A 23,495-nucleotide genomic window follows, 5' to 3' on the forward strand; every position below is an offset into this window, starting at 1 on the left:
CTCCCGACCCGCCATGCTGAAACAGCTCACCACCTTTGCCATCGCCGCCATCGTCGTCGCCAGCAGCGCCCAGGCTGCGCCGCCGGTCTATGGCTTCGTCGTCAAGAACACCTATCCCCACGACCCGCAAGCCTTCACGCAGGGCCTGTCCTACCGCGACGGCTACCTGTATGAAAGCACCGGCCAGATCGGCCAGTCGACGATCCGCAAGGTCGAACTCAAAACGGGCAAGGTGGTGCAGAAGGCCGCTTTGCCGGCCGATGTGTTTGGTGAAGGTTCCACTGCCGTTGGCAACACGCTGGTTGGCCTGACCTGGCAGTCGCAGGTCGGCTACGTGTTCGACCTCAAGACCTTCAAGCTCAAACAGCAATTCAAGTACGAAGGCGAAGGCTGGGGCCTGGCGGGCGACGCGAAGCAGCTGTACATGAGCGACGGCAGCGCTTCCATTCGCATCCTCGATCCGAAGACGATGAAAGAGCTGCGCCGCATCCAGGTCACGGCCGAGGGCCAGCCGGTGCCGCGCCTGAACGAGCTCGAACTGGTAAACGGTGAGCTGTACTCGAATGTCTGGGGCACTGACCTCATCCTGCGCATCGATCCCGACAGCGGCAAGGTGCTTGGCCTGATCGACCTGACCGGCCTGTTGCCGCCCGAAGCGCGCGGCACGACATCCACGGACGCGGTCCTGAACGGCATCGCCTGGGACGAACAAGGCAAGCGCCTGTTCGTCACCGGCAAGCTGTGGCCCAAGCTGTTTGAAATCGAGCTGGTGCCACGCCTGCGCCGCTGATTACGCGGCTTTGGTCACGTCGATCACGACCTTGCCAAAGTGCGCACCGGACGCCAGATAGCGGTACGCATCCTGCGCCTGGCCGAACGGGAACACGCGATCGATCACCGGCTTGACACCGCTCGCATCGACGAAGCGCATCACGTCCTCCAGCATCGCGCGGCTGCCCACGTGCACGCCCACCAGGCGCTTGGCGCTGGCCAGCAGCGCCGCTGGATTGACTTCGCCGCCAAAGCCGCTCACGCCACCAATGACGGCCACCGTGCCGCCCATCGCCACCGCCGCCACCGACCGGTTCACGGTGCCCTGGCCGCCCACTTCCAGCACCACCTGCGCGCCCACGCCATGGGTCAGGTGCAGCACTTCGTCCTGCCATTCGGGGATCGTGGTGTAGTTGATCGTGTGGTGCGCGCCCAGTTCGCGTGCGCGCGCCAGCTTCTCGTCGCTCGACGACGTCACGATCGTGCGCAGGCCGGCCGCGCACGCCAGTTGCAGGCCCAGGATCGACACGCCGCCCGTCCCCAGCAGCAGCACGGTGTCGCCGGGCTTGACGTGATTGCTCGAGACGAAGATGGCATTCCACGCGGTGACTGCCGCGCAGGGCATCGTGGCCGCCTCGATGAAGTTCAGGCCCGCCGGGACAATTGCCAGCGCATCCTCGTGCAGCACGACTTCTTCGGCCAGCATGCCGTCGATGTCGCCGCCCAGGCCATTGCGGATCTTGGTGGGCGTCGGTGCGCCCTCGTGCCAGAACGGAAAGAACGAACCGGCCACGCGGTCGCCCACCTGCACGCGCGTGACGCCCGGCCCGACGGCCAGCACTTCACCGGCGCCGTCCGAGCACGGGATGATCGGATCGTCGACCGAGACCAGGTAGTTCCCGGACGCGACCATCAGGTCGCGATAGTTGAGCGCAACGGCGTGCACGCGAATGCGCACTTCGCCCAGGCCAAGGTCGCGCACCGGATACTCGATGGCTTGCAGGCCGTCGATGGTGGCGCCGTGAAGAATTTGGTATGCCCGCATGGGTGCTCCTGTGTCAGTTGAAAGCGTTATTTTTCATCGAGGTGGTACAGCAGCCAGAGCGCCGCCAGCAGCGGCAGGTTCTTGACCAGGGGCCCGAACGGCTGCACCAGAAGCTGGGGTAGCGTGAAGGCGATCACGGCGCTGCACAGTGCCACCACGCCCAGTTGCGTCACCCACAGCCAGCGCCGCCGCGCCAGGAACAACGTGCCCAGTCCCAGCAGCAGATCCAGCCCCGCCGCGCCGTACAGCGTGGGCAGCTGCAGCTCCGGCGGCACGCCGGCCTGCGCCAGCAGCGCGAGGCTGTCCTCGATCGGGAACAGGCCAAGCGAGACGATCGCCGCGATGATCCAGACCGCGGCAATGCTGTAGCGCAGGACCGGCAGCAGCCAGCCAAGCTTGGCGCGCGCACGCTCGCACTCGGCGTCCTGGATGAATGCACTGACGGGCCGTGGCGGATGGCCGATCAGGTTGGCCGTGAGCGTCGCGTCGGCGCTGTTGTCGTGATCGAGCATCTTCAGGGCGTCGCGATCCAGCAGCGAACCTGGCAGCAGGCCCGCGAAGCCCGCGGCCAGGCGGGCCACGCGTCCTGGCAAGTGCAGCACCGGCTGGCGGCCCATCGCCATCGCGCGGCGCAGGGTGGCCAGGTACTCGGTGAAGGGCATCGCCTGCGGCCCCACCAGCGGCACGCGCATCGTCGCGCCGCCGTCCGGCGCCATCGGCAGCCGGTGCTTGAACAGGCCGATGATGGCGGCCACCAGGTCGTCCACGTGGATCGGTTGCACCAGCTGCGCCTTGCTCCCGAAGCGCAGTGTGAACGGCATGCTGGCCAGCGTGCGCATGGCGCGCGCGCTGGCGCCGTCGCGGCCATACACGAGCGACGGCTGGACGATGTAGGAACGCAGCGGCAGCGACGCGAGGTAGTCGTCGGCCTCGCGCTTGGACACGTGATACGGCGTGGTGCCCTCGCGATCGGCGCCCAGCGCGGACAGCTGGATCACCATCTGCACGTCGTGCGATTCGGCGCAGGCGGCAAACAGGGCGCGCGGCGTTTCCTTGTGCAGGCGGACAAACGTCTGGCGGCCGCTCTCGCGAAAAATGCCCACCGTGTTGATCACGGCGTCGATTCCAGAGAGGCGCGACAGCCAGGTTGATTTATTGTTATCGTTGGTGAAATCAGCATGGATATAGCTGAGGCGTGGGTCGTCGCTCGTTTCGGGATGACGCACCGCACACACGACGTGGTGGCCTTCGGTCAGCAACGCTTGCAACAAGTGTTGCCCAACAAACCCGCTTGCACCCGTCAGCAAAATCCGCATCCGTTGTACCCTTTACGCGATCGAAAAGAGGATTGTATGAAATATACGGTAATACAGCGCGCACTTGTCTCCGGTGCGGCCTCGAGTATTGTCTCGACGGTCGCCATGGCGCTGGTCGCAAAGAAAGAAACCGGCAGCCCTTATGCCGCAACCAATGCCGTCAGCCACTATGTGCACGGCCGCAAAGCCAGCTTCCGCGACCGCTTCTCGCTTCGCTACACGGTGCCCGGTCTGTTGATTCACCATGCCAGCGCCACTGTCTGGGCGCTCGTGTTCGAGCGTGTGATGGGCGGCGTGCTCGATCAGAAAAACCCGTCCGCCGTCCTGGCCTCGGCAGCGGCAACGTCGGCATTTGCCGCCTTCACCGATCACAAGCTCGCGCCACGGCCACTGCAGCCGGGCTACCAGAAACGCCTGTCGAACAAGTCGCTGGGTGTGGTCTACACGTCGATTGCCGTCGGCATGGCGCTGGGCTCGATGTTCTTGCGGCGTAATCAGCCGCCGAAGTGATGGTGGTCTAGTGGTGCGGCCTGGCTGTCGCCAGCCGCCGGGCGGCCTGCGCCGGTGGCGTGTCGCCCAGTGGCAGCAAGCCGGCGCCGCGCGCCAGGGCCCGCACCAGCGTGGCCTCGCCCGGGCGCAGGCCATTGCCGCGTAGCTGCGGCAGCGAGCGCACCGGTTGCGGTGTGATCTCGATGGCGGCGCGTACCAGCAGATGCTGGAGCGGCCGCAGGGGCGCCGGCAGGATGGACGCCTCGCCCATGATATGAATGAAATCGGCCAGGATGGCCGAGCCCTCCAGGCTGGGCGCAATGCCGGCCAGCGTGGCTTCCCACCCGGCCCAAGAGCGCGGGGCACCCGTCGCACCATACAACCGCGCCGCCTCCTGCACCTCGGCGAACGCCGCATCTTTTTCAGATGCCGACAAACTGCGCGCATAGCGGTGAAACGCCTCGGTAAAGCCAAAAGTGGCCGTCGCCTGCACCCAGTCGAGCAGGCGCGGATCGTTCGCGTGGTACGGCACGCCGGCCGGCGTGGTGCCGTGCACGTGGCGGTGGATGCGCACCACGTTCGCGATCAGTTGTTCGGCCGCCGAGCGGGGCCCATACACCGTCATCATCGCGGCAAAGCCGGTGCGGCGCAGGCGCAGGGCCGGGTCGCGCCGGAAGCTGCTGTGGTCCCAGACGCCAGTGCGCACCGACGGTTCGGCCAGTTCGAGCAGTACTGCCGTCACCCCGCCGACGAACAGCGCGACCGGGTTGGCAAACACCTGCCAGGTGATGCCGCCGGCCGGCGCCAGTGCCGGTTCGCCGGCCGGCTGGCTGAAGTCGAACGCCATGCCGGCCGGTGGCTGCATCAACGCTCGCAGCTGTGCCAGCACGTCAGCCTTTCTTGCCCCGCATGCGCTGCACCAGCGTCACCACAGCGACGATGATTGCGCCCACGATCACGCCGACCAGCGCATCGATCAGGGTCGGGACCAGGAACGCCAGCACGCCGCCGACGGCCGGCACGTCGGCCACGCCGGCGGCCATGGTTTGCGCGAAGTGGTGCACGGCAGGAATGGCGTGGGCAATGATGCCGCCGCCAACCATGAACATGGCGGCGGTACCAACCACCGACAGCACCTTCATCAGGCGCGGCGCGAACGCCAGCAAGCCTTTGCCCAGGCCGCGCGCGGCGCCGTTCTGGCTCTTGCTCAGGTGCAGACCGGCGTCATCCATCTTGACGATGGCGGCCACCAGGCCGTACACGCCGATCGTCATTGCGATGGCGATGGTCACCAGCACGGCGACCTGCTGGCCGAACGCGACGCCCACCAGGGTGCCCAGCGAGATCACGATGATCTCGGCCGACAGGATGAAGTCGGTGCGCACGGCGCCCTTGATTTTTTCTTTTTCCAGTGCGACCAGGTCGACCTCGGGATTGGCCACCGCCGCCACGTGCGCGGCCTTGTGCTGCGCATCTTCTTCAGCACTGTGCAGGAATTTGTGCGCGAGCTTTTCGGCGCCCTCGAAGCACAGGAATGCGCCGCCGATCATCAGGAGCGGCGTGATGAGCCACGGCAGGAACACCGAGATCGCCAGCGCGGCGGGCACCAGGATCGCCTTGTTGACGAACGAGCCTTTGGCCACCGCCCAGACCACCGGCAGTTCGCGTTCGGCGCGCACGCCCGTGACTTGCTGCGCATTGAGCGCCAGATCGTCGCCAAGGACGCCAGCGGTTTTCTTGGCGGCGACCTTGCTCATCACGGCAACGTCGTCGAGGACGGCGGCGATATCGTCCAGTAAGGTCAGTAAACTTGCTCCAGCCATGGGTCGTGCTCCTTCAAAATTAAGTTGCAATGATAGTAACCGAGGCGACGTAAAGTACCTACACGGTTCAGCGCCGGTTTTTGCGTTTCACCCCCGCCAATCTGCATCTCGTCGCTTTTGCCGTCCGCGCCGCACGCGTTGTACGTATTGTCCATGCTGAAGGTTGCGGTGCTGCAGCCTCGTCCCCCATCACGAAGGAGATCCCATGAACACCGATTCGATCCAGGCCGCCACTCCCGTTCGCCGTGTCCGTCCTCCCAAGCGCAAGACCCGCATCACCATCTATCTCGACGACGAAGTACTGAATGAATTTCGCACCCTGTCCGAGCGTTGTGGCACCGGATACCAGACCCTGATCAACGCCGCGCTGCGTAACCGTTTGAACGGCCCGATTGGCGAAACTGGCGTCGCATAAGGCTTCCTTTCAGATTTCCCTCCTGGCGCGGCATTACACTTGGCAATATTTATGCTAATCTTCCCGCTCTTTTAACCCCGGAGGGATTTATGAAAAAAGGCGAACTGATCGCAGAATTCGCGAAGCGTACCGAGATGTCCGGTGCTGCCGCTGGCGTGGCCGTGAACACGATCCTCGAGATCATCACCGAGCGCCTCAAAAAAGGCGACACGGTCGGCATCACCGGTTTCGGCACCTTCTCGGTGACGAAGCGCGCCGCGCGCAAGGGTCGCAATCCTGCCACCGGCGAAGTGATCAAGATCGCGGCGTCGAAGAGCCCGCGTTTCTCGGCTGGCGCGACCCTGAAGGCGTCGGTCAACCCGACCAAAAAGAAGTAAGCACCATCCTCCGGCCTTGTGCCGCGGCCCTGTGCGGGTCGCGCGCGAGGCTGATGCAGTGACGTCCCGTCGTCCACCCTCCCCGCTGTTCCCCATTCCCTACCTGCCACCATGAGCTTCGCCACCTGGATCGCCTTCGTCATCGCTGGTTCCCTGATCGCCATTTCGCCCGGTTCCGGTGCGGTGCTGTCGATGTCGCACGGTCTGGCGTATGGCCTCAAGAAAGCCAGCGCCACCGTGCTGGGCCTGCAACTGGGCCTGGTGCTGGTCTTGATCATCGCCGGTGCCGGTGTTGGTTCGCTCCTGCTGGCATCCTCGGTCGCGTTCACGATCGTCAAGGTGGTCGGCGCGTTGTACCTGATCTACCTGGGCGTAAGCCAGTGGCGCGCCGCGCCTGCGCCCGGCCCCACCGCATCGACCGTTGGCCTGGAAGCGCATCCACCGTTCGGGCGCCGCGTGCTGACGGGCTTCCTGACCAACGCCACCAACCCGAAGGGCATCATCTTCATGGTCGCGGTGCTGCCCCAGTTCATTTCGAAAGACGCCCCGCTGCTCACGCAACTGGCGATCCTGGGCGTGACGATGGTCGTCATCGATTCGGTCGTCATGCATTGCTACGCCGCGCTGGCCGCGTCGATGCAGCGCTATATGCGCGATCCGCGCCACATGAAACTGCAGAACCGCGTGTTCGGCGCGGTGCTGGTGGTGATCGGCTCGATGCTGTTTTTCGTCAAGCGCCAGCCGGGCTGACGCGCCGGTCTGCCGTCAGATGCAACTGTTTGTAAGGCGCGTTGCCCCGCCAGCGGGCGCGCGTTGTAATGCCTTGGTACTTTTCCGTCTGCGTTCCCCTCCGGAGCACCACCATGACCCATCGTTTCGCCCCGACCGCCGCACTGCTCGTACTGGCGGCATTTTCCACGTCCGTGCCCGCGCAAACGGTGCTGCAGACCGACGCGCTCGAACAGGGACAGATGCAGGCGCAGTTTCAGGACGAGACGCAACTGGCCGAGGCCCCGGGTCGGGTCGGGCGCATCTCGCTGGTGCAGGGCAAGGTCGATATCGGCGGCGACGTCGGGGCCGAATCGTCACCGGCGCAACTGAACTGGCCGATCACGTCGCGCAACCTGATTTCCACCGCGCGTGGTGCGCGCACCGAGCTGCGGATCGGCTCCACCGCCATCCGGCTCGACGGCGACAGCTCGCTCGAGGTGACCGAACTGGATGACGACAGCCTGCGCCTGCGTTTGCATTACGGCAGCGTCAGCGTGCGCGTCATGAACGTCGACGTCGTGCCCGAGTTCGAGCTGCGCACCGCGCAAGCCACCGTGCGCCTGACGCAGCCGGGACGCCTGCGCGTGGACGCCGAGCGTGAGCGCGATACAAGCCTCGTGAGCGTGCTCGATGGGCAAGCGCAGGTGGATGGCGCCGGCGCCAGCCTGACCGTGCGTAGCGGCCGCGCGGCCCAGGTGCGTATTGAGGACGTGCGCACGCTGCAGGCGCAGCGCGACAACTTCGACGACTGGTCGCTCACGCGCGACCAGGCTCTGGTGGCAGCGCAGTCTTCGCGCCATATCGGCACCGAGATGACCGGCTACGAAGAACTCGACCGCTACGGCAGCTGGAGCACCAGTTCGGACTATGGCAGCCTGTGGACCCCGCAGGTGGCCGCCGACTGGACGCCCTACCGCGACGGCAGCTGGACCTTCATCGCCCCATGGGGCTGGACCTGGGTTGACAACGCGCCGTGGGGGTATGCGCCTTTCCACTACGGGCGCTGGGTGCAGGTCCGGGATCGCTGGGCCTGGGCGCCGGGGCGTCTCGAGCGGCGGCCGGTATGGTCGCCGGCGCTGGTTGGCTGGGTGGGCGGCAGCAACTGGAATGTCGGCTTCCAGTCGCGCAACCTGGCGGCGCATGGCTGGTATCCACTCAGCCCTTATGACCGCTATGAGCCGGGCTATCGGTTGTCGGGCGAGCGTCTGCGTCGCCTGAACGACTGGCGCCATGCCACCCGTCGCGAGCAACAGCAGCCAGGTCGCCACAATGGCCTGACCGTCGTGCCGCGCGACCAATTTGGCGGGCGTGGTCCGGTGATCGTCCCGCGTGCGCCGCGTCCGAACCGTCCGGAGCAGCTGGCGCCCGGCACGCCGGGCAGCGCGCCGCCGCCGCCACTGGTGGCGCGCGCCGGCTGGAACCGCGACCGGCGCGACCTGCTCGAGCGCGCGAATGTTGAGCGTAACGGCGTCGAGCGTAACGGCGTTGAGCGCCCCGGCCTCGAACGCATGCAGTTCGAGCAGCAGGCGCGCGAACGCGGCGAGCAGGAACGGCTCACGCGCGAACGCAATAATGGCGAGCGGCTGGCGCGCGAGCGCATGGACGGCCAGGAACGGGCGCTGCGCGAGCAGGGCGAGCGTGAACGCATGGGCCGCGAGTTCGAGAACCGCAACCAGATGGACCGCATGCGCTTCCAGGTCGAGCGCAACGACCGTGAGCGGATCGGGCGCGAGCGCATGCGCGAGCAGGCCGAACGCAGTCAGCGACAGCCGGTCATGTCGACCGATGCGCCGGTGTTTGCGCGGCCGGAATCGCGTCCCGAATCGCGGCAAGAATCGCGCCCACAGCAGCGGCCCGAGCCCGGTCCGATGCTGAACGCGCCGCAACGGCCCGCCACGCCGCCGCAGATGGTGGCCCCGCCAGCGCCGCGCCCGCAGCCGTCGGCGCCCGCGTTCACCCCGGCGCAGCGCAACAACGACCAGCGCGCCAACACCGACGCGCGCGGGGTGTCGCGCGACGAGCGCTGACCGATACCGGCGGTTTTCGGCCCACCCCCGGGGCGAAACCGCCGGTATTGGCTACAATGCGCTTTTGCACAGGATTTCAGCCATGGACCCCAAAGATTCCCTCATCGAATACCCGAGCGACTTTCCGATCAAGGTGATGGGCGCGAGCCACATCGACTTCGCCCCGACCATTGTGGCGCTGGTGACCCAGCTCGATCCGACCTTCGACGAGAGCAAGCTGGAAACCCGGCCGTCGGCCAAGGGCAACTACACGGGCCTGACCGTGACCATCCGCGCCACCAGCCGCGAAATGCTCGACGAGGTGTACCGCACGCTGTCGACGCACCCGATGGTCAAGATGGTCCTGTAACAGCGTTCGTATCCGATGTCATCGACCTCTCCCCTGATTCGCGATCTCGGCCAAGCCGACTACGAGCCCACCTTCGCCGCGATGCGCGCCTTCACCGACGCGCGCACGCCCGAGTCGCGCGACGAGCTGTGGATCGTCCAGCATCCGCCGGTGTTCACGCTGGGCCTGGGCGCCGACCGCGAGCACGTGCTGGCTCCGCACGACATCCCGGTGATCCAGACCGACCGTGGCGGCGAAGTGACCTTCCATGGTCCCGGCCAGGTCGTGATCTATCTGTTAATGGACCTGCGCCGCAACAAGCCGGGCGGCAAGCTGTACGCGCGCCAGTTTGTCGAAAAAATCGAACAGGCGGTGATCGATGTGTTGGGGGCGTATAATCTTGGCGGTGAGCGTGTTGCCGGTGCACCCGGCATCTATATCGCAGACGGTCCGCGCAAAGGCGCCAAGATCGCCGCGCTGGGTCTGAAAGTACGCGGCAATGGTTGCACCTACCATGGCGTATCGCTGAACGTGGCGATGGACCTGGCACCGTTTACCTGGATCAATCCGTGCGGTTACTCCGGACTGGTCACAGTCGATATGCGCACGATGGGCGTCGAGGTGCCGCTGCACGATGTACAGCGGGCGCTGGCCCAGGCCCTGGTCGATCAGCTGGCACCCGAGGGCGTCCAGCCAGACCCGAACAAACCAACTGACAGCCCGTGAGGGCAACGAGCCTATGACTTCCGAAATCGATACCGGCATCGCCTCCGCAGCCGCCTACAACGCCAGCGAAAAACAGAAGGGCGCCAGCAAGACCTCGCGCATCCCGATCAAGATCGTGCCGGTGGCCGACTTCGAGCGCCTGAAAAAGCCCGACTGGATCCGCGTCAAGGCGGCCACCGCCTCGTCGCGCTTCTACGAAATCAAGGACATCCTGCGCGCCAACAACCTGGTGACGGTGTGCGAAGAAGCGAGCTGCCCGAACATCGGCGAATGCTTCGGCAAGGGCACCGCGACGTTCATGATCATGGGCGACAAGTGCACCCGCCGCTGCCCGTTCTGCGACGTCGGCCACGGCCGTCCTGACCCGCTCGACCTCAACGAGCCGGCCAACCTGGCCAAGACCATCGCCGCGCTGCGCCTGTCGTACGTCGTGATCACGTCGGTCGACCGCGACGACCTGCGTGACGGCGGCGCCGGCCATTTTGTGGAGTGCATCCAGAAAACGCGCGCCTCGAGCCCGAACACCAAGATCGAAGTGCTGGTGCCCGACTTCCGTGGCCGCCTCGACAAAGCGCTGAACATCTTCGCCGACGGCCTGCCCGACGTCATGAACCACAATCTGGAAACCGTGCCGCGCCTGTACAAGGAAGCCCGTCCGGGCGCCGACTACACGCACTCGCTGGTGCTGCTGCGCGACTTTAAAAAGATGTACCCGAGCGCGGTCACCAAGTCGGGCATCATGGTCGGCCTGGGCGAGACCGATGAAGAAATCCTGCAGGTGATGCAGGACATGCGCGACCACGACATCGACATGCTCACGATCGGCCAGTACCTGGCACCGACCAATTCGCACCTGCCGGTGCGCCGCTACGTGCACCCGGACGTCTTCAAGATGTTCGAGCAAAAAGCCTACGAGATGGGCTTCGTGCACGCGGCCGTGGGCGCGATGGTGCGTTCGTCGTATCACGCCGATCAGCAGGCGCACAACGCGGGCGTGGCGGCGTAACAGCCAGCGCAGCACGTACACACGAAGGGACGGCGCTGCCGTCCCTTTTGCCGTCTGCCTCCCGGGCGTTGCATCCGCCGCCGCCGCGATATAGTGACGCCATCGACCTTCAGCACTGCGCCATGACCGACTTCCAAGACCCTTCTTCATCCGACCACACCGACGACGCCGCGCTCGAGCGTGCACTTGACCTGGCCGCGCGCGGCATCGAACTGGTCAAACTGGAAGGCCGCGTGTTCCTGCGCTTCTCGGGCGCGGTGCGCTACGAAGGCCTGCACGTGCCATATCGCCTGGTGCCGTCGCGCGGCGTGCTGGCCAAGCCGAGCAAGTGGCGCAAGCTGGACGCTGCCGCCCGGCGCGCACTGATCGAAGAGCGTATCGGTGATGACGACCTCGCGCGCCTGCATCAGGATGCCGAGGAATTCGTACGCGACCTGGCGGGCGACGCCGACGATGCCGGCTACGACCCGATGCTGTTTCTCGATGTGCTGGACGAATTGCAGACGTCCGAGCCGGCCGAGTACGTGTTCCAGCGGATTTCGCAGCGCCTGACCCACGCGATCGAGCGCGACGCCGAAGAGCGCCACGCCGCGCGCACCAAGGAGAGCATCAACCTGGCCGAGTACCCGCGCTCGTTCGACGTCGCCAGCCGCATGGGCCGCAAGTTCATCGCGCTCTTGGGTCCCACCAACTCGGGCAAGACGCACCGCGCGATGGAAGCGCTGGCCAAGGCCCCCAGCGGCGTCTATCTGGCGCCACTGCGCCTCCTGGCACTGGAAAACTACGAGCGCCTGCAGGCCGCGCGCCCGCACGGCGAAGCGATCAAGGTCAGCCTGATCACGGGCGAAGAACGGCGTCTGGTGGAGGGCGCGACGCACGTTGCCAGCACCGTCGAAATGCTCGACTCCAAAACGCCGATCGACGTGGCCGTGATCGACGAGATCCAGATGCTGGCCGACCGCGACCGCGGCGCCGCCTGGACTGCCGCCGTGTGCGGCGCGCCGGCGGCGGTCGTGTACCTGGTCGGCGCGCCGGAAGCGCGGCGCGCGATCGAGGCACTGGCCGAGCGGCTCGATGTGCCGCTCGAGGTGCACGTGCTCAAGCGGATGGGCCCTTTGGAGATGGAACCGATGGCCGTGCGCAAGCTGTCGAACCTGCGCCGGGGCGACGCCGTGATCGCGTTTTCGCGCCGCGAGGTGCTCAAGTGGCGCGACATGATCACCGACAAGGGGCTGTCGGTGGCCACCGTCTACGGCAATCTGTCGCCCGAGGTGCGCCGCGCGCAGGCCGAGCGCTTCCGCGACGGGCAGGCCGATATCGTGGTGGGCACCGATGCGCTGGCGATGGGGCTGAACATGCCGATCGCCCGCATCGTGATGACGACCACGGTCAAGTACAACGGCGTCGAGGAAGAAGAAATCTCCGCTGCGCTGGCCAAGCAGATCGCGGGCCGGGCAGGGCGCTACGGCGTGCACGACGAAGGCTTCGTTGTCGGCTACGACGACGAAACGCATCAGGTCATGCGCTCGCTGATGAAAGAGAAAATCCCGGCGGTGGCCACCAGCGGCTTTGCCGTGGCGCCGTCGCTCGAGCAGCTGCATCGCATTTCGTCGGTGACGGGCGAGACGTCGCTGGTCAAGCTGCTCAAGCGGTTCGTCCACAATATCGACGTGCCGGACGGCTTCTTTTACCCGCGCATCACCGAAGACCAGAACGAGCGCGCCGAGTGGCTCGACACGCTGCCGCTGTCGGTGGCCGAGAAGTTCATGCTGTCGCTGGTGCCGATCTCGAGCCGCGTGCCGGCGCTGCAGAAGGCGTGGGAGCACTGGTGCCTGTCGCTGGCCAAAAAGATCGTCGTCAAGCTGCATGGCCACAGCAATCCGCAGCAGCTGTTCTACATGAACCTGCAAGAGGTCGAGGATCAGTGCCGCGTGTACTCGGCCTACGCGTGGCTGGGATACCGGGCGCCGGAATTCTTCCCGAGCATCGCGCTGGCGCAGGAGCTGGCGCGCGAAGCGTCCGAGCGGGTCGACGCGCTGCTGCAGCAGCAAAACGCCGCGGCCCGTCAGCGGCATGGTGGCAAGGGTGGCGGCAAGGGTGGCAAGCACCATGAAGGCCGGCGCCGCTGACGCCGGCCATGGTCTCGGTGTACGATGCCGCTTTCATAAAAACATCGAGACAACACCATGAGCATGCCGCACACCCCCGACGCCTTCAACACCTTCGGCGCGACCTACCTGCCCGGCCACCTGGGCATCCGCATTACGGAAGTCAGTCCAGGCAAGCTGGCCGCCGAGATGCCGGTCGCGCCGCACCTGCTGGCGCCGAACGGCTACCTGCACGCCGGCAGCGTCGTCACGCTGGCCGATACCTGCGCCGGCTACGGCTGCGTCAGCAACCTGCCGGAAGGCGCGCAGAACTTCACGACGATCGAATTGAAATCGAATCACCTGGGCACCGCGCGCGAAGGCACCATCGCCTGCGTCGCCACCGCCGTGCACCTGGGCCGCACGACGCAAATCTGGGATGCCACCGTCACGGACAAAGCCAGCGGCAAGACCATCGCGCTGTTTCGCTGCACGCAGATGATCCTGTACCCGAAAGCGTAGGCGCTTAGCCGGCCAGCTCTTTCTCGATCAGCTTGTGCACCGCGCTGAAGTCCGGCGCGCCGACATACGTCTTGATGATGCGGCCCTCTTTGTCGATCAGGAAGGTGGTGGGCGTGAGCGTGACGTCGCCGAACTGGCGCGCGATATCGCCCGCCGAATCGAGCGTCACGGTAAATGGCAGCTTGCGCTGCTCGGCGAAGTTCAGCACGTAGTCGGGCCGGTCGTATTGCATTGCGACGGCGACGAATTCCAGGCCCTGGTCCTTGTACTTGTTGTAGGTCGCGACCATGTCGGGCATCTCCTTGACGCAGGTGACGCACGACGTGGCCCAGAAGTTGACCATCACAACTTTGCCGCGCAGTGACTGCGTGGATACCTTGTCGCCGGCGATGCTGATGAACGTGACGTCCGGGGCCGGCGTGCTGCTGGCCAGTGATGCATAGCCGATGCCGGCCAGCGCCAGCACGACGGCGCCGATGGCGGCAGGCTTGATCCAGGAGCGGGAGGGTGTGGATGCGGTCATGGTCGGCGATCGAGTAAAAAAAAGCGGCAGGGCCATTATAGCCCTGCCGCTTTTTTGCATGGTGAGTATGCACCCGGGGTTCAGGAACCCTGCGGTGCGTTCTGTGCGTTGACTTGCTTGGCGCGTGCGTCTTCTTCGCTGATGTATTCGAAGATTTTCACCACGCTCGTCACGCCCGAGACGCCCTTGGCGACATCGGCGGCGATATTGCCTTCGCGCGGGGTCACAAGACCCATCAGGTAGACCACGCCGCGTTCGGTCGTGACCTTGAACGAGATCGCCGACACGGTCTTCATGTCGACCAGGCTGGCCTTGACCTTGGTGGTGATGAGCGCATCGTTCGAGCGCGACGTGTAGCTCGACGAACCCGAAATCTTGAGCTCGTTGATGACCGACACGACGTTCTCGATCTTGCGCAATTCGCGCTCGGCCGCGGCCTTCATGGCCTCATCGCGTACTTCGCCGGTGAGCAGCACCTTGCGGTTGAAGCTCGTGACGTTGATGTTGCCGTCGCCATTCGTGATCTCGCGCATCTTGATCTCGGCTTTAACGGTGACCGACTTGTCTTCGGTCTGGGCGCCCAGCGTGCGGCGGTCAACCGCCGAGATGGCGCTGCCGATGCCGGCGCCGACGATCAGGCCGAAGCAGCCCGACAGCGATGCCAGCAGGGCCGAACCCAGAACAACCTTGGTCAACAACACAGCCGTGAAACGGCGGGTATTACGCATTCTCGTCTCCTCCGAACAGCGCGACGTCGATACCGTCGCAGATGCAGTGAATGGCGCACAGGTGAACTTCCTGGATCCGCGCGGTGCGCGAATGCGGGACGTTGACGTGGACGTCGGCGTCGGTCAGCAGCTTGGCCAACTGGCCGCCGTCCTTGCCTGTGAACGCCACGATGCGCATTTCGCGCTCGAGCGCCGCTTCGACCGCAGCGAGCACATTGCCCGAGTTGCCCGAAGTGGAAATGGCCAGCAGGATGTCACCGGCCTGGCCGAAGGCCTGCACCTGCTTGGAATAGATTTCGCGGAAGCTGTAGTCGTTGCCGACGGCGGTCAGGATCGACGTGTCGGTGGTCAAGGCAATGGCCGGGAGCGGGAAGCGCTCGCGTTCGAAACGCCCGACCAGCTCGGCAGCAAAGTGCTGGCAGTCGGCGGCCGAACCGCCATTACCGCAGGCCAGGATCTTGTTGCCATTGGACAGGGCGCCGAACATGAGTTCGACTGCTTGCGAAATGTGGGGAGCCAGGGTTGCAGCCGACCTCATCTTCAGGTCAGCGCTCTCCTGGAAGTGAGCGAGGATGCGTTGTGTATTCATAGCCGAGGATTATAGTGTAGTAGCAAGGGGCACTGGGCAAGGTCGGTAAAAATTGCTTACACTTCAATGACGTTCTGCAGCCACTCGATCTGTTCGCCATCGATGGCAATCACGTCGAAGCGGCACGGCGGTGTGACGGGAAAGCGCAGCAGGTACACCTGGGCTGCGCAGACCAGGCGCCGGATCTTGGCCGGCGTGATGCTGGCTGCGGCGCCGCCCTGCGCGCTGCTGGCGCGCTGGCGCACCTCGACGAACACGAGCGTGGCGCCGTCGCGCATGATCAGGTCGATTTCGCCGCCCTTGCAGCGAAAGTTCTCTTCCACCGGCGCCAGCCTGTGGCGGCGCAGGAAAGTGGCAGCGGCAAGTTCATATTGGTGGCCCTGGGCCTGCCGTTGGGACAGGCGCCCGGGCCACATGTCACTGGCCGGTGGAGACTGCTTCGAACACGCGGCCGGTCACGGCGGCGCCATCGGCGCCAGGGGTCGCGTCACGCACGACGACGCCGGTTTCGGCGCGGCGGAACGCGCGCGCGCCTTGGCCCATGTCGATCGACAGGCGACCGGTGGCGCCGTCGAGCTCGAACGAGCCGGACGGACGCAGCGACAGTTCGCGCGCGATGCGGTAGGCGTCGATGCCCAGCGCATACAGGCGCTGCAGGTCGAGGCTCTGGCCACCGCTGCTCCAGCTCGGGTAACTCGCCATCGACGGGTGATCGGCCTGCACGGTCCAGGGCAGGTCGAGGATGCGCACGCCGACCAGCTCGGCCGGGATGCTGGCCGGGTCGCGGCCCGGGTTGACCGAGGCCGTGCCGTAGGTGGGCGTCGAGGTGCCGAGCGCGCTGCGCACCTGACGCAGGCTGTTGGCATCGAGTGCCGCATAGACCAGTTGCGGCGGCTGCGATTGCAGGCGCGCGCGCAGGTCGGACAGCGCATTGCCATCGACATAGCCGCCCGCATTGGGCAGCTCGATCGTGGTCTGGCTGCGGCCCAGCTCGGACCAGCGCGCGCTGAAGGCGCCCGACAGACGTTGCTGCCAGGTGGCGCGGCCGGTCAGCACCAGCGCCTGGCCGGATGGCTGCTCGCCAGCAGCCCAGTCGGCCACCTGGCGCGCTTCGTCTTCGAGCGAAAAGCCGATGACGAGCATCTTGGACGGCAGCGCGGACGCCACCTGCGGATGGTTCAGCGCAATGGTCGGCTTGGTGACGGCGCCGCTCGTGGCCAGGGCCGCCACGGCAGGGCGCGCGAGCGGGCCGACCACGATGTCGTTCTCTGCGGCCGCCATGCGGTAGGCCTCGAGCGCGGCTTGCGACGAGTCGCCGGTGGGCACGAGGTTGACGGTAACGCTGCCGCGCTGCTGGTCGTACGCGGCCATGAAGCCGGCCCGCACCGCTTCGGCCGGCTGGGCCAGCGCCTGCGATTCGAGCGGCAGGAGCAGCGCGATGCGGACGGTCGGGCCGCTTGGTGCAACTGCTGCACTTGGCGTGCTGCCGTCGGCGCTCGGCGGCAGCTCGACTGGACTGGTCTGAACACCGCTATCGGAACGCGGCGCAGGTGGTGTATAAGCAGATTCGGCAGATTCGGCAGGTGCGGCACGCGCACCACTTGTCACTGACGCGCCTGGGCCGCACAATCCGCCTGGCATGCCACAACCGGTATCGGGTGGCAGGGGCGTACTGCCGCACGCGGCCAGCAGTGTCGTGAGTGAGGCGGCAATCAAGCCCGTGAGATTTTTTTTCTTCAGCATCGGAACCCTATATGACAGAACAGCAGACCATCGACATCGCCCGACTTCCCGTCATGGGCGAGGCGGCCCAGCAGTCCTATCCTACCGCAACGCTGTATGTCGTGGCTACTCCGATTGGCAACGTCACCGACATCACCTTGCGCGCTTTACACCTGCTTGCCCTGGCCGACGTCGTCGCCTGTGAAGACACGCGCAAGACTGGCGCGTTATTGCAACGCTTTGGTCTTAGCAAGAGCACGATCGCGGCGCACCAGCACAATGAGCGCGAAGTTGCCGACAAGATCGTCGAGCGCCTGCGCGCCGGCCAGCGCGTGGCGCTGGTGTCCGACGCCGGCACCCCGGGCGTGTCCGATCCGGGCGCGCGCATCGTTGACGCGGTCCGTACTGCCGGCCTGAACGTGGTGCCGTTGCCGGGCCCGTCGGCGGCGATCACGGCGCTGTCGGCCAGCGGCCTGGTCAATGACCGCTTCCACTTTGTCGGCTTTCTGCCGGCCAAGGCCAAGGGCCGCGAGACGGCGCTGGCGCCACTGGCGCGCGAAACGTCGACGCTCGTGTTCTACGAGGCGCCGCACCGGATCGTCGATTGCGTCGAAGCATTGGTGGCGGCATTCGAGCCGACCCGCCAGGTCGTGTTTGCCCGTGAACTGAGCAAGATGTTCGAGGAAATCCACCGCTGCACGCTGGGCGAGGCGCTGGCCTGGGTCAAGGCCGACGCGCACCGCGAGAAGGGCGAGTTCGTCGTGCTGGTCGAGGGCGCGGTGGAAGCCAGCGACGCCGAAGACATCGAAGCCGAGCGCGTGCTGCAGATCCTGCTGACTGAATGCAGCGTGAAGCAGGCGGCCAATCTGGCGGCGCAGATCACGGGGCGCAAGAAAAATGCCTTGTATGACCGGGCGCTGCAGATCCGGGGCGAGTAAGCATTTTGACGCGAAATCCTTGACCAAGTGACCTCGAACCGGTATTATCTTGCTTCTTCGGAGTGTAGCGCAGCCCGGTAGCGCACCTGGTTTGGGACCAGGGGGTCCAAGGTTCGAATCCTTGTACTCCGACCAGCATTAAGAGAAAAGCCGACAACGCGAGTTGTCGGCTTTTTTCGTTGTACGGCCGTTTTTGTTGAAACAGCCCCCGGCACACCGGGGGCCTGCTAGTCAGCCGGCCCGTTTGGCCGCCAGCGCATTGCCGGCGCGGCTGATGCTCTTGCGGCCCAGCTGTGCCGAGATGAACAGCCCGGCATCGACCACCTGGTCGAGATCCACGCCCGTCTCGATACCCAGCCCCTGCATCAGGTACAGCACGTCTTCGGTCGCGACATTGCCGGTCGCGCCCTTGGCATACGGGCAGCCGCCCAGGCCCGCTACCGACGAGTGGAAAATCGCCACGCCCACTTCCAGCGCCGCATAGATATTCGCCAGCGCCTGGCCATACGTGTCGTGGAAGTGGCCGGCCAGCTGGCCCATCGGGAATGCCTGCGCCGCGCGCAGCATCACGGCCTGTGTCTGGCGCGCGGTCGCCACGCCGATCGTGTCGGCGATATCGATTTCGTCACAGCCCAGGTCGCGCATGCGCGCCACCACGTCGCCCACGGCATCGAGCGAGACGGTGCCCTGGTACGGGCAGCCGAACGCAGTGCTGATCGAGCCGCGCAGGCGCAGGCCGTGCGCTTTGGCAGCGCGCGCGACCGGCTCGAAGCGCGCGATCGACTCGGCAATCGAGCAGTTGATGTTCTTTTGCGAGAACGCTTCGGATGCTGCGCCGAACACCACGACCTCGTCGGCCTTGCCGGCCAGCGCGGCCTCGAAGCCCTGCATGTTCGGCACCAGCGCCGAGTAGATCGTGCCGGGCCGGCGCTCGATGCGGGCCAGCACCTCGGCGGACGTCGCCATCTGCGGCACCCACTTCGGTGAGACAAACGCCGCCGCCTCGACATTGACGAAACCGGCCCGCGCCAGGCGCTCGACCAGTTCGATTTTCACGTCAGCGCCAAGCGCTTCTTTTTCATTCTGCAGGCCGTCGCGCGGACCGACTTCGACAATCTTGACCTTCGTTGGCAGGGGTGTCATCTCAATATCCACGTTGGCGGTCGACGAGGTCGTCGACCGGTTGGCCGTGTTCCAGGGCGTCGATCTTGGCGACGATCTGGCGCACTGCGTCCTGGCGCATGGTCAGCGCCGAAATATGCGGGGTGAGGGCGATGCGCGGCTCGTTCCAGAACGGGTGCTGGGCCGGCAGCGGCTCGTGGCGGAACACGTCGAGCGTGGCGCCGGCGATGTGCCCTGAGCGGATCAGCGTCATCAGGTCGGGCTCGGCCAGGATTGCGCCGCGCGAGACGTTGATCAGGTACGCGCCGGGCGCCAGCTTGCCCAGGTTGTGGCGGTCGAGCAGGTTGGTGGTCTCTGGCGTCAGCGGCAGCAGGCAGACCAGCACGCGCGTGCCCTGCAAAAAGTCGCCAAATTGCGCCATGCCGGCAAAGGTCGGCACGCCCGGAATGTCTTTCGGGCTGCGGCTCCAGCCGCGCACGGGAAAGCCGAAATGGCGCATCGCCTCGACCACCGGCATGCCCAGCCGGCCCAGGCCCATGACGCCGATCGCAAACGACTCTTTCGGATGCTGCGGCAGCGGATTCCAGGCGCCGTGCCTGGCCTGCTGTTCATATTCATCGAAGCGGCGGAAGTACCTTAGCACGGCATGCGCCACATACTCGGCCATCTGCACGCCCATGCCGGCGTCGCCCAGACGCACCAGCGGCACGTCGGGCAAGGCGTCGCCAAACTTGAGCAGCGCATCGACGCCGGCGCCCATCAGGAAGATCGCCTTGACGCTCCCCATCTGAGCCAGCTGCGCCAGCAGGGCCGGCGCCGGGTTCCACAGCACCGCATAATCGCAGTGCGCCAGTTGCTCGTCTTCTTTCCAGATGACGGTCTCGACGCCCGGCATCACGCTGGCAAACGCGTGTTCCCAAGGCTCGCTGACGCCATCGCCCCGGTACAGGACAATCCGCATGTCTCCCCCTCATCGTGTAGGGTGGTTTTTATGGGTGTTGCTTATGCCGCTTTGAAGGCCAGCAGCGGCGCGCCGTCGGCAACCTGGTCGCCGACCTCGTACAGCACTTCTTCGACCACGCCATCGCCTGGTGCGGCAATCGTGTGCTCCATCTTCATCGCTTCCATGATGACGAGCGGTTCGCCCTTCACCACGGTAGTGCCGGCCTGGACCAGCACCGCGACCACCTTGCCCGGCATCGGCGCCGTCAGGCGACCGCCGAGCGCTTCGACTTCGCCGGCATGGGCCATCGGATCATTGTACGTCAGCGTGAAATGCCCACCGCCGGTAAATACGTGGAACACGTCGCCGTCGCGGCGCACGACGCCCTGCACGGCCGTCTCGCCCAGGCGCAGCGCCAGTTCATCGCCAGCGCGACCGATGCGTGCCACGCGCTGCGCCTGGCCATCGAGGTCGATCTCGAGCCCGTCGCGGCGGTGGGTCAGCCCAACGCGGTAGGCGCCGAATTCGTCGGACCACGACAGCACGCGGCGGTAGTCGCCGTTCATGCGCCAGCCGCTGGCCCGGCTCCATGGATCAGCGTCGTTGGCCGCGCTCTCGCGCAGCGCGAACACGGCCAGGGCCAGCGCGCCCAGCGGCGCCGGCGCGGCAGGCGGGAACAGCGTCGCGCCATGGCGCTCGATCAGGCCCGTGTCCAGGTCGGCCGTGGCAAACGCCTCGCCCTCGACCAGGCGTTTCAAAAATGCGATATTGGTGGCCAGCCCGACGATGCGGAATTCGCCCAGCGCCTGAGACATGCGCGCCAGCGCCTGGGTGCGGTCCGCGCCCCAGACGATCAGCTTGGCGATCATCGGATCGTAGAACGGCGAAATCGCATCGCCTTCGCGCACGCCGGAATCGACACGCACGGCGGCCGGATTTGCGCCGTCAGTGCCCAGTTCAAAGGCCACCGCGCGCGGCACGTCCATATGGCGCAAGGTGCCGATCGACGGCAGGAAACCCTTCTCGGGATTTTCGGCATACACGCGCGCTTCGATCGCGTGGCCGTGGATGCCCAGCTCATGCTGCTGCCTGGGCAGCGCTTCGCCAAAGGCGACCCGCAACTGCCATTCCACCAGGTCGGTCCCGGTGATCATTTCGGTCACCGGATGCTCGACCTGCAGGCGCGTGTTCATCTCCATGAAGTAGAACGAGCCGTCCTGGTTGGCGATGAATTCGACGGTGCCGGCGCCGACATAGCCGACCGCGCGCGCAGCGTTCACGGCCGCCTCGCCCATCGCCGCGCGCCGCTCCGGCGGCATGCCGGGCGCGGGCGCTTCTTCCAGCACTTTCTGGTGCCGGCGCTGCACCGAGCAATCGCGCTCGTGCAGGTAGACGCAGTTGCCCAGGCTATCGGCAAACACCTGGATCTCGATGTGGCGCGGGCGGATCAGGTATTTTTCGACCAGCACCTTGTCGTCGCCGAAGCTGGAAATCGCTTCGCGCTTGCACGAGGCCAGCGCGCCCTCGAAGTCTTCGGAGCGCTCGACCACGCGCATGCCCTTGCCGCCGCCGCCGGCGCTGGCCTTGAGCAGCACCGGGTAGCCGATGCGGTCGGCCTGCTGGCGCAGGAACGCAGGATCCTGCTCGTCGCCGTGGTAGCCCGGCACGAGCGGCACGTTGGCGCTTTCCATCAACTGCTTGGCGGCCGACTTGGAACCCATCGCGCGCATCGATGCCGCGGGCGGGCCCACGAACACCAGGCCGGCGGCCTGCACGGCGTCGGCAAACGCCGCGTTTTCGGACAGGAAGCCATAGCCGGGGTGGATCGCCTGCGCGCCGGTGGCCTTGGCGACCTCGATGATTTTCTGGCCGCGCAGATAACTGTCGCGCGCGGCGGCGGGACCGATCAGGATGGCCTCATCGCAGACCGCGACGTGCTTGGCGCCGGCGTCGGCCTCGGAATACACGGCGACGGTGCGAATACCCATGCGGCGCGCAGTGGCGGCCACACGGCAGGCGATCTCGCCACGATTGGCGATGAGGAGTTTGGTGAACATGCGCGTTATCTTTCGCTTATGGTTGTTCGGGTAATGCTTGCGCGGCCGTGTCTCCCCGGCCGCGCGGGTACTGCGCTTAGGACTGGCGCCTAGTACTGGCGCTTAGTACTGCGCTTGCTACTGCATTGAGTACGATGCTCAGCAGGCGCAGGCTTCCTTCGGCGCGGAGTCCAGCGTCGCCGCGCGGGTCTTCAGGCCCAGTTTTTCCAGCAGCACGCGGTCATCGTCCGCCTCGGGATTCTCGGTGGTCAGCAGCTTGTCGCCGTAGAAGATCGAGTTGGCGCCGGCCATGAAGCACATCGCCTGCACCGCTTCGCCCATTTCGCGGCGCCCCGCCGACAGGCGCACGCGCGCTTGCGGCATCGTGATGCGCGCGACCGCGATGGTGCGCACGAATTCGATCGGGTCGAGCTTGTCCATGCCGTGCAGCGGCGTGCCAGCCACCTGCACCAGGTGGTTGACCGGCACCGATTCGGGGTACGGGTTCAGGTTCGCCAGTTGCGCGATCAGGCCGGCTCGCTGTTCGCGCGTCTCGCCCATGCCGACGATGCCGCCGCAGCAGACCTTCAGGCCCGCTTCGCGCACGCGGCCCAGCGTGTCCAGGCGGTCCTGGTATTCGCGGGTCGAAATGACGTTGTTGTAGAAGTCCGGCGCGGTGTCGATATTGTGGTTGTAGTAGTCCAGGCCAGCGCGCTTGAGCTGTTCTGCCTGGCCGGCTTCGAGCATGCCCAGCGTGGCGCAGGTTTCCATGCCCAGCGCTTTGACTTCACGCACCATCGTCTCGACCTTGTCCATGTCGCGCTCTTTCGGGCTGCGCCATGCCGCGCCCATGCAAAAGCGCGTGGCGCCGCTGGCCTTGGCCGCGCGCGCCGCGTCGAGCACCGTGTCGATGTCGAGCAGCTTCTTGGCTTCCACGCCGGTATCGTAGCGCGCCGCCTGCGGGCAGTAGCTGCAGTCTTCTTCGCAGCCGCCGGTCTTGATCGACAACAGGGTCGCCAGTTCGACGTCGCCGTCCGGGAAATTCAGGCGGTGCGCGGTCGACGCGCGGTGCATCAGTTCGGTGAACGGCAGGTCGAACAGCGCGAGCACGTCGGCCAGCGGCCAGGTCGCATTCTCTGGCGGCTTGATGGCGGCCGTTGGGCGGTGCAGGGCGACGGTGTTCATATTGGT

Annotated in this window: 26 protein-coding genes and 1 tRNA gene; 13 read left to right on the forward strand and 14 right to left on the reverse strand. The window is 66.0% G+C overall.

Features of this window, described 5'->3' with window-relative positions:
• Positions 1-13: 13 nt before the first annotated feature.
• Entirely contained in the window at positions 14-790 is a 777-nt protein-coding gene (locus RCH14_RS09185; protein ID WP_343025823.1) for a glutaminyl-peptide cyclotransferase, read from the forward strand.
• On the opposite strand, the gene RCH14_RS09190 is transcribed toward RCH14_RS09185, so the two are convergent.
• On the reverse strand, positions 791-1,816 hold the full coding sequence (locus RCH14_RS09190; RefSeq protein WP_343025824.1) for an NAD(P)-dependent alcohol dehydrogenase: 1,026 nt from the start codon (positions 1,814-1,816) through the stop codon (positions 791-793). It abuts the gene before it with no gap.
• Positions 1,817-1,842: 26 nt separating this feature from the next.
• A complete protein-coding gene (locus RCH14_RS09195) occupies positions 1,843-3,132 on the reverse strand; it encodes an SDR family oxidoreductase (RefSeq protein WP_343025825.1) in 1,290 nt (429 codons plus the stop codon).
• Positions 3,133-3,168: 36 nt separating this feature from the next.
• On the opposite strand from RCH14_RS09195, the gene RCH14_RS09200 reads away from it, so the two are divergent.
• Positions 3,169-3,642, forward strand: coding sequence for a hypothetical protein (locus tag RCH14_RS09200; protein ID WP_343025826.1), 474 nt, complete (start codon positions 3,169-3,171; stop codon positions 3,640-3,642).
• Positions 3,643-3,649: 7 nt separating this feature from the next.
• Here RCH14_RS09200 and RCH14_RS09205 read toward each other — a convergent pair whose 3' ends face one another.
• Genes RCH14_RS09205 through RCH14_RS09215 form a run of 3 tightly spaced genes read right to left on the reverse strand, consistent with a single transcriptional unit; the run spans position 3,650 to position 5,599 of the window.
• Positions 3,650-4,486 (reverse strand): oxygenase MpaB family protein, encoded by an 837-nt coding sequence (locus RCH14_RS09205; RefSeq protein ID WP_343025827.1) that lies wholly within the window; start codon positions 4,484-4,486, stop codon positions 3,650-3,652.
• A gap of 25 nt (positions 4,487-4,511) precedes the next feature.
• The gene (locus tag RCH14_RS09210) at positions 4,512-5,444 is read right to left on the reverse strand and encodes a DUF808 domain-containing protein (protein WP_343025828.1); all 933 of its coding nucleotides are present in this window, start codon (positions 5,442-5,444) and stop codon (positions 4,512-4,514) included.
• Positions 5,423-5,599, reverse strand: coding sequence for a hypothetical protein (locus tag RCH14_RS09215; RefSeq protein ID WP_343025829.1), 177 nt, complete (start codon positions 5,597-5,599; stop codon positions 5,423-5,425). Before RCH14_RS09215 ends, RCH14_RS09210 begins: the two co-directional genes overlap by 22 nt.
• Positions 5,600-5,649: 50 nt before the next feature.
• Here RCH14_RS09215 and RCH14_RS09220 point away from each other — a divergent pair, with 50 nt between their 5' ends.
• The 9 genes from RCH14_RS09220 (at position 5,650) to RCH14_RS09260 (ending at position 13,703) form a co-directional block, all read left to right on the forward strand.
• Positions 5,650-5,859 (forward strand): BrnA antitoxin family protein, encoded by a 210-nt coding sequence (locus RCH14_RS09220; RefSeq protein ID WP_343025830.1) that lies wholly within the window; start codon positions 5,650-5,652, stop codon positions 5,857-5,859.
• Positions 5,860-5,948: 89 nt separating this feature from the next.
• Positions 5,949-6,236, forward strand: a complete 288-nt coding sequence (locus tag RCH14_RS09225; RefSeq protein WP_343025831.1) for an HU family DNA-binding protein — start codon at positions 5,949-5,951, stop codon at positions 6,234-6,236.
• 111 nt (positions 6,237-6,347) lie between these two features.
• Positions 6,348-6,986, forward strand: coding sequence for a LysE family transporter (locus RCH14_RS09230; protein ID WP_343025832.1), 639 nt, complete (start codon positions 6,348-6,350; stop codon positions 6,984-6,986).
• Between the two features lie 113 nt (positions 6,987-7,099).
• Positions 7,100-9,034 carry a DUF6600 domain-containing protein gene (locus RCH14_RS09235; RefSeq protein WP_343025833.1) on the forward strand — a complete coding sequence of 645 codons (1,935 nt, stop codon included), beginning with the start codon at positions 7,100-7,102 and terminating at the stop codon, positions 9,032-9,034.
• An 82-nt stretch (positions 9,035-9,116) separates the two neighbouring features.
• Positions 9,117-9,383 carry a DUF493 family protein gene (locus RCH14_RS09240; RefSeq protein ID WP_183554968.1) on the forward strand — a complete coding sequence of 89 codons (267 nt, stop codon included), beginning with the start codon at positions 9,117-9,119 and terminating at the stop codon, positions 9,381-9,383.
• 15 nt (positions 9,384-9,398) lie between these two features.
• Positions 9,399-10,088 (forward strand): lipoyl(octanoyl) transferase LipB, encoded by a 690-nt coding sequence (gene lipB, locus RCH14_RS09245; protein ID WP_343025834.1) that lies wholly within the window; start codon positions 9,399-9,401, stop codon positions 10,086-10,088.
• 13 nt (positions 10,089-10,101) lie between these two features.
• Positions 10,102-11,094, forward strand: a complete 993-nt coding sequence (gene lipA, locus RCH14_RS09250; RefSeq protein ID WP_343025835.1) for a lipoyl synthase — start codon at positions 10,102-10,104, stop codon at positions 11,092-11,094.
• Positions 11,095-11,216: 122 nt separating this feature from the next.
• Entirely contained in the window at positions 11,217-13,223 is a 2,007-nt protein-coding gene (locus tag RCH14_RS09255) for a helicase-related protein (RefSeq protein ID WP_343025836.1), read from the forward strand.
• A 57-nt stretch (positions 13,224-13,280) separates the two neighbouring features.
• Positions 13,281-13,703, forward strand: coding sequence for a PaaI family thioesterase (locus RCH14_RS09260; protein WP_343025837.1), 423 nt, complete (start codon positions 13,281-13,283; stop codon positions 13,701-13,703).
• Between the two features lie 4 nt (positions 13,704-13,707).
• On the opposite strand, the gene RCH14_RS09265 is transcribed toward RCH14_RS09260, so the two are convergent.
• The 5 genes from RCH14_RS09265 to RCH14_RS09285 form a co-directional block, all read right to left on the reverse strand.
• Positions 13,708-14,226 carry a TlpA disulfide reductase family protein gene (locus RCH14_RS09265; protein ID WP_343025838.1) on the reverse strand — a complete coding sequence of 173 codons (519 nt, stop codon included), beginning with the start codon at positions 14,224-14,226 and terminating at the stop codon, positions 13,708-13,710.
• Between the two features lie 80 nt (positions 14,227-14,306).
• On the reverse strand, positions 14,307-14,954 hold the full coding sequence (locus RCH14_RS09270; RefSeq protein ID WP_343025839.1) for a BON domain-containing protein: 648 nt from the start codon (positions 14,952-14,954) through the stop codon (positions 14,307-14,309).
• A complete protein-coding gene (locus RCH14_RS09275; RefSeq protein ID WP_183555000.1) occupies positions 14,947-15,543 on the reverse strand; it encodes a phosphoheptose isomerase in 597 nt (198 codons plus the stop codon). Before RCH14_RS09275 ends, RCH14_RS09270 begins: the two co-directional genes overlap by 8 nt.
• 56 nt (positions 15,544-15,599) lie before the next feature.
• Positions 15,600-15,959: a YraN family protein gene (locus RCH14_RS09280; protein WP_343025840.1), complete on the reverse strand. Its 360-nt coding sequence runs from the start codon at positions 15,957-15,959 to the stop codon at positions 15,600-15,602.
• Position 15,960: 1 nt separating this feature from the next.
• Positions 15,961-17,286: a penicillin-binding protein activator gene (locus RCH14_RS09285; protein ID WP_343025841.1), complete on the reverse strand. Its 1,326-nt coding sequence runs from the start codon at positions 17,284-17,286 to the stop codon at positions 15,961-15,963.
• 11 nt (positions 17,287-17,297) lie between these two features.
• On the opposite strand from RCH14_RS09285, the gene rsmI reads away from it, so the two are divergent.
• Positions 17,298-18,203, forward strand: a complete 906-nt coding sequence (gene rsmI, locus RCH14_RS09290; protein WP_343025842.1) for a 16S rRNA (cytidine(1402)-2'-O)-methyltransferase — start codon at positions 17,298-17,300, stop codon at positions 18,201-18,203.
• Between the two features lie 58 nt (positions 18,204-18,261).
• Positions 18,262-18,338 (forward strand) — tRNA-Pro (locus RCH14_RS09295).
• Positions 18,339-18,434: 96 nt separating this feature from the next.
• Here the strand turns inward: RCH14_RS09295 and RCH14_RS09300 are convergent.
• The 4 genes from RCH14_RS09300 to bioB form a co-directional block, all read right to left on the reverse strand.
• Positions 18,435-19,346, reverse strand: a complete 912-nt coding sequence (locus RCH14_RS09300) for a hydroxymethylglutaryl-CoA lyase (protein ID WP_343025843.1) — start codon at positions 19,344-19,346, stop codon at positions 18,435-18,437.
• A 1-nt stretch (position 19,347) separates the two neighbouring features.
• Positions 19,348-20,286 carry a glyoxylate/hydroxypyruvate reductase A gene (locus tag RCH14_RS09305; protein WP_343025844.1) on the reverse strand — a complete coding sequence of 313 codons (939 nt, stop codon included), beginning with the start codon at positions 20,284-20,286 and terminating at the stop codon, positions 19,348-19,350.
• Between the two features lie 41 nt (positions 20,287-20,327).
• Positions 20,328-22,325, reverse strand: a complete 1,998-nt coding sequence (locus RCH14_RS09310) for an acetyl/propionyl/methylcrotonyl-CoA carboxylase subunit alpha (protein WP_343025845.1) — start codon at positions 22,323-22,325, stop codon at positions 20,328-20,330.
• Between the two features lie 138 nt (positions 22,326-22,463).
• Complete coding sequence (gene bioB / locus RCH14_RS09315) at positions 22,464-23,489, reverse strand: biotin synthase BioB (protein WP_343026030.1); 1,026 nt, start codon at positions 23,487-23,489, stop codon at positions 22,464-22,466.
• Positions 23,490-23,495 lie beyond the last annotated feature (6 nt).

This window comes from Massilia sp. MP_M2 (assembly GCF_039123635.1).
Taxonomy (GTDB): Bacteria; Pseudomonadota; Gammaproteobacteria; order Burkholderiales; family Burkholderiaceae_D; genus Telluria.

Excerpts from the sequence above, each read along its gene's own strand:
- RCH14_RS09185 (WP_343025823.1), top strand. The coding sequence starts at position 14 with ATGCTGAAACAGCTCACCACCTTTGCCATCGCCGCCATCGTCGTCGCC.
- RCH14_RS09190 (WP_343025824.1), bottom strand. The coding sequence starts at position 1,816 with ATGCGGGCATACCAAATTCTTCACGGCGCCACCATCGACGGCCTGCAA.
- RCH14_RS09195 (WP_343025825.1), bottom strand. The coding sequence starts at position 3,132 with ATGCGGATTTTGCTGACGGGTGCAAGCGGGTTTGTTGGGCAACACTTG.
- RCH14_RS09200 (WP_343025826.1), top strand. The coding sequence starts at position 3,169 with ATGAAATATACGGTAATACAGCGCGCACTTGTCTCCGGTGCGGCCTCG.
- RCH14_RS09205 (WP_343025827.1), bottom strand. The coding sequence starts at position 4,486 with ATGCAGCCACCGGCCGGCATGGCGTTCGACTTCAGCCAGCCGGCCGGC.
- RCH14_RS09210 (WP_343025828.1), bottom strand. The coding sequence starts at position 5,444 with ATGGCTGGAGCAAGTTTACTGACCTTACTGGACGATATCGCCGCCGTC.
- RCH14_RS09215 (WP_343025829.1), bottom strand. The coding sequence starts at position 5,599 with ATGGACAATACGTACAACGCGTGCGGCGCGGACGGCAAAAGCGACGAG.
- RCH14_RS09220 (WP_343025830.1), top strand. The coding sequence starts at position 5,650 with ATGAACACCGATTCGATCCAGGCCGCCACTCCCGTTCGCCGTGTCCGT.
- RCH14_RS09225 (WP_343025831.1), top strand. The coding sequence starts at position 5,949 with ATGAAAAAAGGCGAACTGATCGCAGAATTCGCGAAGCGTACCGAGATG.
- RCH14_RS09230 (WP_343025832.1), top strand. The coding sequence starts at position 6,348 with ATGAGCTTCGCCACCTGGATCGCCTTCGTCATCGCTGGTTCCCTGATC.
- RCH14_RS09235 (WP_343025833.1), top strand. The coding sequence starts at position 7,100 with ATGACCCATCGTTTCGCCCCGACCGCCGCACTGCTCGTACTGGCGGCA.
- RCH14_RS09240 (WP_183554968.1), top strand. The coding sequence starts at position 9,117 with ATGGACCCCAAAGATTCCCTCATCGAATACCCGAGCGACTTTCCGATC.
- lipB (WP_343025834.1), top strand. The coding sequence starts at position 9,399 with ATGTCATCGACCTCTCCCCTGATTCGCGATCTCGGCCAAGCCGACTAC.
- lipA (WP_343025835.1), top strand. The coding sequence starts at position 10,102 with ATGACTTCCGAAATCGATACCGGCATCGCCTCCGCAGCCGCCTACAAC.
- RCH14_RS09255 (WP_343025836.1), top strand. The coding sequence starts at position 11,217 with ATGACCGACTTCCAAGACCCTTCTTCATCCGACCACACCGACGACGCC.
- RCH14_RS09260 (WP_343025837.1), top strand. The coding sequence starts at position 13,281 with ATGAGCATGCCGCACACCCCCGACGCCTTCAACACCTTCGGCGCGACC.
- RCH14_RS09265 (WP_343025838.1), bottom strand. The coding sequence starts at position 14,226 with ATGACCGCATCCACACCCTCCCGCTCCTGGATCAAGCCTGCCGCCATC.
- RCH14_RS09270 (WP_343025839.1), bottom strand. The coding sequence starts at position 14,954 with ATGCGTAATACCCGCCGTTTCACGGCTGTGTTGTTGACCAAGGTTGTT.
- RCH14_RS09275 (WP_183555000.1), bottom strand. The coding sequence starts at position 15,543 with ATGAATACACAACGCATCCTCGCTCACTTCCAGGAGAGCGCTGACCTG.
- RCH14_RS09280 (WP_343025840.1), bottom strand. The coding sequence starts at position 15,959 with ATGTGGCCCGGGCGCCTGTCCCAACGGCAGGCCCAGGGCCACCAATAT.
- RCH14_RS09285 (WP_343025841.1), bottom strand. The coding sequence starts at position 17,286 with ATGCTGAAGAAAAAAAATCTCACGGGCTTGATTGCCGCCTCACTCACG.
- rsmI (WP_343025842.1), top strand. The coding sequence starts at position 17,298 with ATGACAGAACAGCAGACCATCGACATCGCCCGACTTCCCGTCATGGGC.
- RCH14_RS09300 (WP_343025843.1), bottom strand. The coding sequence starts at position 19,346 with ATGACACCCCTGCCAACGAAGGTCAAGATTGTCGAAGTCGGTCCGCGC.
- RCH14_RS09305 (WP_343025844.1), bottom strand. The coding sequence starts at position 20,286 with ATGCGGATTGTCCTGTACCGGGGCGATGGCGTCAGCGAGCCTTGGGAA.
- RCH14_RS09310 (WP_343025845.1), bottom strand. The coding sequence starts at position 22,325 with ATGTTCACCAAACTCCTCATCGCCAATCGTGGCGAGATCGCCTGCCGT.
- bioB (WP_343026030.1), bottom strand. The coding sequence starts at position 23,489 with ATGAACACCGTCGCCCTGCACCGCCCAACGGCCGCCATCAAGCCGCCA.